The sequence below is a fragment of the Curvivirga aplysinae genome (assembly GCF_009711445.1).
Taxonomy (GTDB): domain Bacteria; phylum Pseudomonadota; class Alphaproteobacteria; order UBA8366; family Aestuariispiraceae; genus Curvivirga; species Curvivirga aplysinae.
In genome coordinates this window covers 1-8,744 of record NZ_SMMC01000092.1, presented here as the reverse complement: position 1 = coordinate 8,744, position 8,744 = coordinate 1, and the positions used below count along the sequence as shown (strand labels likewise).

Annotated in this window: 8 protein-coding genes; 5 read left to right on the top strand and 3 right to left on the bottom strand. The window is 39.6% G+C overall.

Annotated elements, in window-relative coordinates; genetic code table 11:
• The 5 genes from E1160_RS02040 to E1160_RS02015 all read left to right on the top strand — a co-directional run.
• Nucleotides 1–869: LysR family transcriptional regulator (locus tag E1160_RS02040; protein ID WP_155153324.1), on the top strand; the 869-nt coding region annotated here is incomplete at its 5' end.
• Nucleotides 870–974: 105 nt separating this feature from the next.
• Nucleotides 975–2,135, top strand: a complete 1,161-nt coding sequence (locus tag E1160_RS02035) for a winged helix-turn-helix domain-containing protein (protein WP_218048655.1) — start codon at nt 975–977, stop codon at nt 2,133–2,135.
• A 16-nt stretch (nt 2,136–2,151) separates the two neighbouring features.
• On the top strand, nt 2,152–3,018 hold the full coding sequence (locus E1160_RS02030) for a hypothetical protein (RefSeq protein ID WP_155153323.1): 867 nt from the start codon (nt 2,152–2,154) through the stop codon (nt 3,016–3,018).
• A gap of 139 nt (nt 3,019–3,157) precedes the next feature.
• The gene (locus E1160_RS02025; protein WP_155153322.1) at nt 3,158–3,640 is read left to right on the top strand and encodes a GNAT family N-acetyltransferase; all 483 of its coding nucleotides are present in this window, start codon (nt 3,158–3,160) and stop codon (nt 3,638–3,640) included.
• Nucleotides 3,641–3,773: 133 nt separating this feature from the next.
• On the top strand, nt 3,774–4,187 hold the full coding sequence (locus E1160_RS02015) for a helix-turn-helix domain-containing protein (RefSeq protein ID WP_155153320.1): 414 nt from the start codon (nt 3,774–3,776) through the stop codon (nt 4,185–4,187).
• Between the two features lie 32 nt (nt 4,188–4,219).
• Here E1160_RS02015 and E1160_RS02010 read toward each other — a convergent pair whose 3' ends face one another.
• The 3 genes from E1160_RS02010 to E1160_RS02000 all read right to left on the bottom strand — a co-directional run bounded on the left by E1160_RS02010 (nt 4,220) and on the right by E1160_RS02000 (nt 8,638).
• On the bottom strand, nt 4,220–5,437 hold the full coding sequence (locus E1160_RS02010; protein WP_155153319.1) for an aminotransferase-like domain-containing protein: 1,218 nt from the start codon (nt 5,435–5,437) through the stop codon (nt 4,220–4,222).
• A 178-nt stretch (nt 5,438–5,615) separates the two neighbouring features.
• Nucleotides 5,616–6,839 (bottom strand): patatin-like phospholipase family protein, encoded by a 1,224-nt coding sequence (locus E1160_RS02005; RefSeq protein ID WP_155153318.1) that lies wholly within the window; start codon nt 6,837–6,839, stop codon nt 5,616–5,618.
• Between the two features lie 101 nt (nt 6,840–6,940).
• Entirely contained in the window at nt 6,941–8,638 is a 1,698-nt protein-coding gene (locus E1160_RS02000) for a methyl-accepting chemotaxis protein (RefSeq protein WP_155153317.1), read from the bottom strand.
• Between the last annotated feature and the right edge of the window lie 106 nt (nt 8,639–8,744).

The window sequence follows — 8,744 nt, the reverse complement described above, 5'->3', positions numbered from 1 at the left end:
ATTGGAATAGGGCTAAGGCTTTTTTAGTGGCGGCTGAAGAGAAGTCTTTTTCTGCCGCTGCGAGTGCCTTGAATGTGACACAGTCAACGCTTGGGCGTCAGATTGCTGCCTTGGAAGAAGAACTTGGTGTGGTGCTTTTTGAGCGTGTCGGGCGTGGCGTTGAAATTACACCTTCCGGATTAGATCTGGTTGAATATGTGAAAGATATGGCCGATGCGGCAAACAAGTTTTCTTTCGCAGTGAGTGGCAAGTCCACAGATATTAGTGGACGTGTGGTGATAACCTGTAGTGAAGTTTTTTCCGCATTTGTCATGCCGGAGTTTGTGGAAAATATTAGAAAAGAGCAGCCGGGAATCGTCATTGAAATTATTTCATCTAACGAAATAAAAGATTTGATGAGAAGGGAAGCAGATATTGCAATTAGAAATCGGCTGACAGATCAATTGGATTTAATTGCAAAGAAAGTCAAAACCACCAAAGCTTATTTATATGCGAGTAATCAATTTGTAGAGGAGCACGGACCTTTTAAAACTAAAGAGGCTCTAAATGAGATGCCGTTTATTGGCATGGTCGATAATTCTATATGGATGAAGGCATTAAACGAACATGGAATTGATGTTAATGAAGGCAACTTTCCTATAATCACGCAGAGCCATCTAGTGCATTGGAATATTGTAAAAAAAGGGATAGCAATTGGTGTGATGCCTGAGGTGGTTGTTAAAGATGATCATGATGTCCAAAAAGTATGTGAAGATATACCCGGATTTCCCATTGATACTTGGGTGATTTCCCACAGAGAGTTAAGAACAAACAAAAGAATTAGATTTGTTTTTGATCGGCTTGTCGAACATCTGGATGCTTTATTCTGAAGAAACTAGAAAATCTGTGTTGTGTAATATCTGATATAAGTTTACGTTATGTTCTTGTTGGTTCATTTCGAATAAAATTCAATGCTAAATTAATGAGAGCATATCGTGGCTGTAAAAATTGATAACCGTTTGATGAGACGGCTTTGGTTGGATGTGAATGGTTTGTTAACATCTCAAGATACCAAGTTAGATATCATGGAGATCATCAACAAACTGGGATTTGTACAGCTGGATACAATCCAGAATATCTCACGGGCTCATCACCATATCATTTGGAGCCGCCATTCAGATTATCGAGAGCATATGTTGGATGATTTGATTGGTAAAGAAGAGGGGGTATTTGAGCATTTTACCCATGATGCTTCAATTTTGCCGATGGAATTTTACCCTATGTGGCGACGTAATTTTGATCGGTTCAAAGTGAGGATTGAAAAGTCATCTTATCATAATCCACAAAATGTAAAGGATTGGAAAGATACACTTATCGAGCGTATTTCCGCCGAAGGATCGCTTTCAACAAAAGATTTTGAAAGTAAGATTACGGGAAAGAAAGAAGCTTGGGCGCGTCCTCCGCATAAACGGGTATTGGATTATCTTTGGTATACGGGGGTGTTAACCACCTCTCATCGCGTGAAATTTACTAAATTCTATGATTTGGCAGAACGTATTATTCCAAAAACACATATGGAAAACCTGTTATCGGAACGGAAGCAAGTTGATTGGCTATGTGAGGCGGCCCTAAAAAGGTTAACTATTGCGACGGCAAAAGAGATTAAAGAATTTTGGGATGCTAAGGACATTAAAGAGGTTCATGACTGGATTGAGCGAAATTCAGACAAGCTTGTTCAGGTTGAATGGGAAACTGCCAATGGTAACTGGATGTCAGCTTATGCCTTTAAAGATATAGAAGAAAAAATAACGCAACTTCCCGATGTTTCCCCAGAAATTCGCATTATTAATCCTTTTGATCCAGCGGTAAGAAATCGCACACGTTTGGAAAATATTTTTGGGTTTGAATATCGATTGGAAGTCTTTGTACCGGAAGCGAAAAGGAAATGGGGATATTATGTATACCCAATTCTGGAAGGAGATAATTTTATTGGTCGAATAGAAGCAAAGGCGGATCGTAAGAAGAAATGCTTGAATGTTAATAATTTCTGGTTAGAACCGGGACAGAAATTAAAAGTGAAGCAAAAAAAGAAACTGGAAACAGAACTTCGTAATTTGGCTAAACTTGCTGAATTAGAAAGTGTGAATTGGGTTTGAACGTAGGGGGGAGCTTATGGGGATAACAAATAATCCAACCAAATTGCGTCAAAATTTAGTCTGTCAAATCGTTCTATTGGTTTTGATATTTTATCTCTTGATGCCTAACACTTCATATGCAGATGAAATACTTTGTAATCAACGTGGTCCACTTGATCATAAAATAGAGAGAATTTTCAAGTATTGGAGTAACTGGAAAAACGGACCCGTTGGAGAAGGGCCAAGATTGGATGAATTAAACTATTTATGGATGAGTGATGCATGGTTTCGCATCCCTCTTGGTTATATTAATCCATGGTATATGTTTGATCGTGATAAAGTACCTACTCGCAAGGAATATATAGATAAGCTTGTCGAAAGAGCCGATAGTACAGGTTATGATGCGACAACTGGACGCTTTAATTCTAGTTTGCTGGATGATGGTTCTATGCTGCCTTCGTCACGATTCGCTTTTTGGATGCCATCTTTAAGGCATGTGGAATATAATACGAGATACCCTGCATCACCTCCTTATCGTCCTTGCGAATATGGGCGTATTCCGCCAGATGAAAATGAATATGTTGTGAAGTTTTTTGTGACCTGGCCGGGCGTGGATGGCGTTGAAAAGACCGGGCTTGCAGACGGTTTTTATAATCTACTGGAATATGCTCCGAAAAGTCACCCAGATCACATTATTCTTTCAGAAAATAATATAATTTTGAGTCTTACCTGCACTCAAGGAAGGTCGTGTAATGGAGAGGTGTGGGATAGAAACAAGAAAATTATTATTAACATTAGAATTCCAGAATATCTTCGTAAAACTGATCCGAAGGGATTCTGGAAAGAACCAGTCAATGCCGCGACAGCACTTTTTTTAAGTTGGCGGGAAAAAGGGGAAGACTAAATGAAACAATTTCTGGCTTGAACCGGGACAGAAATTAAAAGTGAAGCAAAAAAAGAAACTGGAAACAGAACTTCGTAATTTGGCTAAACTTGCTGAATTGGAGAATGTGAGTCGGGTTTGAAATTAGGATTTTAGGGTAATGGAAATAATAAATTATTCATCCAGTTATGCGAATGAAATTGCAGATTTATATCATGCTTCTGTTCATGCAATTGATCCGTCTATCTATACCGAAGATGAAAAAGAAGCTTGGGCTTCAACACCACCCGATTATATAGCTTGGGGAAAAAGATTGGATGAAAAGAAACCGTATCTTGGGATCATTGGTGGTAAAGTAGCGGGTTTTATAGAATTGGAAAAGGATGGTCATATTGACTGCACTTATACCCATCCAGATTATCAGGGAAAAGGTGTCGCATCTGCCTTGTATAAGCATATAGAAACAATAGCTAATTCTAGTGATATTAAACGTTTATATGTTGAAGCGTCTCATATCGCTGTACCTTTCTTCAAAGCAAAGGGCTTTTCCATCATTCAGAAAAATGAAATACCGCTGAAAGGACAGGTATTAATTAACTTCACGATGGAAAAGCATATTAGAAATCTATTTAATTCACTTTGATGGAAAGCAATTTGATTACTTTCCCATCTATCATGCCAAAAATTTACATCCATTTTCGAATCCTCATTTGATTTAAATCTGTATTTTCAGCTATCATAAAAGTTCAAGTTAACTTTAGGTCAATGTAGAAAATATGTATAAAGCAATTGATATAAGTGAAGTGTCGAAACAATCAGGTGTTCCGGCGTCTACGCTTCGATATTATGAAGAAAAAGGCTTGGTTCAATCTATTGGTAGACGAGGTATCAAGCGCCTTTTTGATACTTCTATATTGAACAAGTTGAATTTTATTGCTCTGGGGCAAAGGGCTGGTTTCAGCTTGGATGAAATTGCGGATATGTTCACGCATCAAGGAGTGCTAAAGATTGATCGTTCTCAATTGATGTCCAAAGCAGATGAGATGGATAAACAAATAAAGGAATTGAAAGCAGTACGTGATGGTTTACGGCATGCGGCAAATTGTGACGCGCCAAGCCATCTTGAATGTTCTAAATTCCAACGCTTGATGAAGGCTGCAGGTAAAGCACAAAAAAGAGATAAAAGATAAAGAAGGCGACCAATTGGTCGCCTTTGTTTTGTTTATAATTCTGATCGTATCAGATCGGCTAGTCGTTTCATGCCATCATGTATGACTTCTGGGGTGCAGGTTGAGAAGGACAGTCGCATGGTGTTTTCACCGCCACCATTGGCATGGAAAGCTGCGCCAGGGACAAAGGCAATTTTTTCGCTTGCCAAGGATTTTTCAAGAAGCTTTCGTGCATTCATGCCTTCTGGCAGATTTAGCCAAACAAACATACCACCTTTAGGGGCAGTGAAGTTTACGCTATTGGGCAGGTTCTGTGTAAGTGCGTCGACCATCGCTGTACGACGTTCTCCATATACTTCACGTAATTTTTCCAGATGTGTGTCCATGATTTCAGCTGCCAGTTCATACGCCAAAATCTGATTTACTGTGGATGTATGAAGGTCATTTGCTTGTTTCATTAAAACCAGTTTGTCCAATAATGCGGTAGGCGCAATCGACCACCCCACACGTAGGGCCGGCATCAATGTTTTTGAGGCTGTACCAAGTTGGATCACTAAACCTTTATTATTCCATTGATCTTTACCCAGAAATTCAGCTTCGATTTCTAGTAAAGAAGCTGGAGGAGGGGCATCAAAATATAACTCACGATAGGCAGTATCTTCGATGATGGCTACGTCATATTGATGCGCTAATTCGATGATCTTCTGACGGCGATCTAATGGGATCGTCATGCCACCCGGATTTTGGAAGTCTGGAATGGTATATAGAAACTTAGCGCCTTGTTTAAATGCATCTTCAACCGCATCTATCACTAAGCCATGCTCATCCGTTTTCACAGCAAAATATTTTGGGCGACGGCTGCCGAATACTTGCAAAGCCCCCAAGTAAGTAGGATTTGCAACTGCAATAGGCGTATCCGCATCAATCATAGCTGCGGCAAGAAGACTTAAGGATTGTTGTGCACCGTTAGTTACCAAGACGTTATTCTTGTTAAGAGAAAGCATGTCGGTAGAATTTTTCTCAGCAACCCATAGACGTAAAGGTTCATAACCTTCCGTTTGGGAATATTGCATTAACTTCCGATCTTGGTCAGGTGCGTCTGCCATACGTTCACGAAAGGCACGGACTTTATCCATCGGGAATAGATCTGGATCAGGAATACCGCCTGCAAAAGACAGGATTTCCGGATCAGCCAAAATTTTTAATAACTCACGAATTTCAGATGCATCAATAGATCCAGCATCTTTGGAAAATTTATCATCCCAAGACATGGCATATTCCTCTTATTAATATGTCAGTGATACTGACCTTATTAATAAGATACGTCAATCCATTTTTAAGGAATTGTTATTAATTTCGATCAATAAATGGAATTTTCACAATAAAGGTAATTTTATTGCGTAATTAAATTACCTAAACCAGAAATTAAATTATAGAAATTATAAGGCTTTATTCATTGAGCCGATTTTTCTTTTCTTCAGCTTCTAATATTTCGAAGTTTTTTTCATCGGTCAGGCTTGTTTGCCAAGCATATCCACTTAATCCTTGTTGATAGCCAACTTCAAATAAAGCTGACATATATTCAGGATCAAAAACTCCATTGATTGGGGCAGAAAAACCCTCAGGTACGGTTGTGAGGTTAAAGTTAAACCCGTCCCGATGAGCAATATCTTCAATACTTATTAAATCGCCCCAGCCTTGATATTTAATTAAAGTACTTATGGACCTTCCAGAAAGAGAGGCAATATCCATTTCTGTTGAACTATATTCGGGTGCAATCTTTGTGTTACGGATCAACCAAAAGTTTTTCTCTGGATATGCGTTCATATATTTCTCTAATCCTCGTACATCCAATTTTCGCGGATAAACAAAGATTTGATGTGTTACACCGCCATCTACGTGAAGTTCCTGAAATTTTTGTCCGTCAACCTCGACCTCGAACAAAACAGGTGGAAAAACACCGGGGATGGCTGCTGATGCGGTAATAATATCCCGGATAAGCTGGGTTGCCTTTGGATGTCCTGATTCAGCAATGCGTCCAATGTCCCAAATCATTGGACGTTGTGCATCTAGGTTAGTGGTTCCAATTTGTAGAAACCGTCCTTTACGGCTTTCTTGTGCAATTGCTTCGACGATTTCATCTGTAATTTCACGTTCAATTATGTCTATAAGTGGTTGGTTATCGCTAATCGAAGAACCACCAAACAAAGCTCTGAGCAATGTGAAATCAAAGATTTTTTCGTCTGTAGTTTGTGTGTAAAATTCTTCAAGACGATCGTCATATTGAGGCCCAAGAAAAGCGAAGGGTGCAATGATTGCACCCGTTGATATGCCCGTTACCATTGCAAAAACTGGTCTATCTCCTCTTTCAGTCCATCCTTTAAGGAAACCTGCGCCATAAGCGCCATCTTCACCACCACCAGAAAGTGCGAGAATGTCTATATGCTCTTTTGTATGTGGATAGGTTTTTACAATTATTTTTAGCTTTTCAACAGTATCATACACATGAGGTGCAACATCATCACCCCAGTAACGAATTTTGGGAAAGTCTGGAATTTCTGCGTTTTCATAGTTTTGAGGAGTAGCCGCAATAAAGTCGCGGTTTGGTGTTGTGCAAGCTGATAAAACCAGAAGAAGAATAATTGTCGTCAGATACTTCAAGTGAGTTTGCATATTCTAAAGTCTCTTTAAGCAAGGGATGAGAATATCTTAACTCGCAATCGAATAAAGAAAACCCCTCTTTATTCAAAGAGGGGTCAACGCTTCTTTTCTGTTTAGTTCTTTAATCTGACATCTGAAAGGAATTGTTGTACATACCCTTTTAGATTATTTGAAATATCTGCAAGACTATCGGCTGATCCCGAAACCGCTTGGGCACGGTCACCTGTGTCATTGGCAGCAGTTGTTACATGGGTAATGTTACGAGCGACTTCCTGCGTGCCATCTGCAGCTTGTGCAACATTTCGGCTGATTTCTTGAATAGTCGCACTTTGCTCTTCAATAGAGGAGGCAACGGTGGAAGACATATGATTAATGTTTTCAATGATTTCAGAAATCTCTCGGATCGCAGTTACAGCCCCTCCCATTTCAGATTGGATATTACTGATCTGACTACCGATTTCTTCAGTTGCCTTACTTGTTTGTGCTGCGAGCGATTTTACTTCATTTGCAACAACGGCAAAACCTTTACCCGCGTCACCTGCACGTGCCGCTTCAATAGTCGCATTAAGTGCGAGAAGGTTGGTTTGGTCAGAGATATCACTGATTAAGCCTACAACTTCACTAATTCGGTCTGATGCTTCAGATAAAATTTCGATTTTTGCAGAGGCCGTTTCTGTTTTCTCTACGGATTCAGCAAGTAAGTTTGTTGTTTGTTGAACCTGATTTGTTATTTCGCGAATAGATGCTGAAAACTCTTCACTAGCGGCAGATACAGATTCAACATTCTGAGCAGATTGATGCGTCGCTGCTGAAACATTTGCTGCTTGCATACTTGTTGTCGCTGCATTGTCGTTTAAAGCAACAGATGCGGACTGTAATGTTTCTACAGCGTTTGAAACATTTGTAAGCATAATGCTGACTTCTGAATCGAAATCGGCAGTGAGTTTAGTTACATTTTCTGCACGCAATAATTGTTTTTCTTGTTCTTGCTGTTGTTCGGCACGTAAACGCTGACGCTCTATCGCATTTTCTTTGAAAATCTGCACTGCATTTGCCATATCACCAACTTCATCCTGTCGATCCGTTCCCTCTACACTTTGATCTAGCTTACCTGCAGCTAGTTCTCTCATAGCAACAGTTAACCGTTTGATTGGTGCAATACCTTTATTTGAAATGACTAATGTCACAGCTAAGAAAACTATTAAAACAAGTACAGCGGTTATAATAATGTTTATAGCAATACTATAGAAAAATTGATCGGATTTTGCTTTTTCAATACCGACATATAGAATACCGATTACCTTACCATCGTTGTTTTTGATCGGGCTATATTCGGTGAAGTAATCTTTGCCCAATATGGTAGCTTCGCCTAAATAGGTTTGACCATTTGTGACAATAGGATAGACACGCCCATTCTGTCCTAGTTGTGTACCAACAGCCCGTTGGCCATTATCTTTGACAATATTCGTTGTTTTGCGCCAGAAATCTTGGCTCTTCTCATCCCATGCGAAGATAGTTGCCGTATCTCCTGTCGCTTCTGTGATTTTATCAATCATCTTATGGTCAGTGAATTTTGGCAATTCAGAAATTCTTAAATTGCGGACCATTCCGTCACGATTTATTTGATAAGTTAAAGATGGATAATGCATCTTTACGCCCAGTGCTGCCATACGCAAGGACTGTGCTTGTTGTTGAATTGCAGCGCGCTCTAGCTCACTTTTCAATGTGTAGATGGAAACACCGCCGACACAAGCCGTCGCAAGGAAAAGTATCACAGTTGAGAAGATGGAGAGTTTTGCAGCTATTTTCATGAGAGCTACCCCTTAGGTTAAGCGTAGTTTTTATGTGGTTATTGAGAATCATTCTTAATAACTGCGCATATATTCTCAACTGAAAGTTAAATCAAGTCTTGAATCA

Bases quoted from the DNA above. Each gene is read 5' to 3' on its own strand.
- E1160_RS02015 (WP_155153320.1), top strand. From the start codon at position 3,774: ATGTATAAAGCAATTGATATAAGTGAAGTGTCGAAACAATCAGGTGTT.
- E1160_RS02005 (WP_155153318.1), bottom strand. From the start codon at position 6,839: ATGCAAACTCACTTGAAGTATCTGACGACAATTATTCTTCTTCTGGTT.
- E1160_RS02000 (WP_155153317.1), bottom strand. From the start codon at position 8,638: ATGAAAATAGCTGCAAAACTCTCCATCTTCTCAACTGTGATACTTTTC.
- E1160_RS02025 (WP_155153322.1), top strand. From the start codon at position 3,158: ATGGAAATAATAAATTATTCATCCAGTTATGCGAATGAAATTGCAGAT.
- E1160_RS02030 (WP_155153323.1), top strand. From the start codon at position 2,152: ATGGGGATAACAAATAATCCAACCAAATTGCGTCAAAATTTAGTCTGT.
- E1160_RS02010 (WP_155153319.1), bottom strand. From the start codon at position 5,437: ATGTCTTGGGATGATAAATTTTCCAAAGATGCTGGATCTATTGATGCA.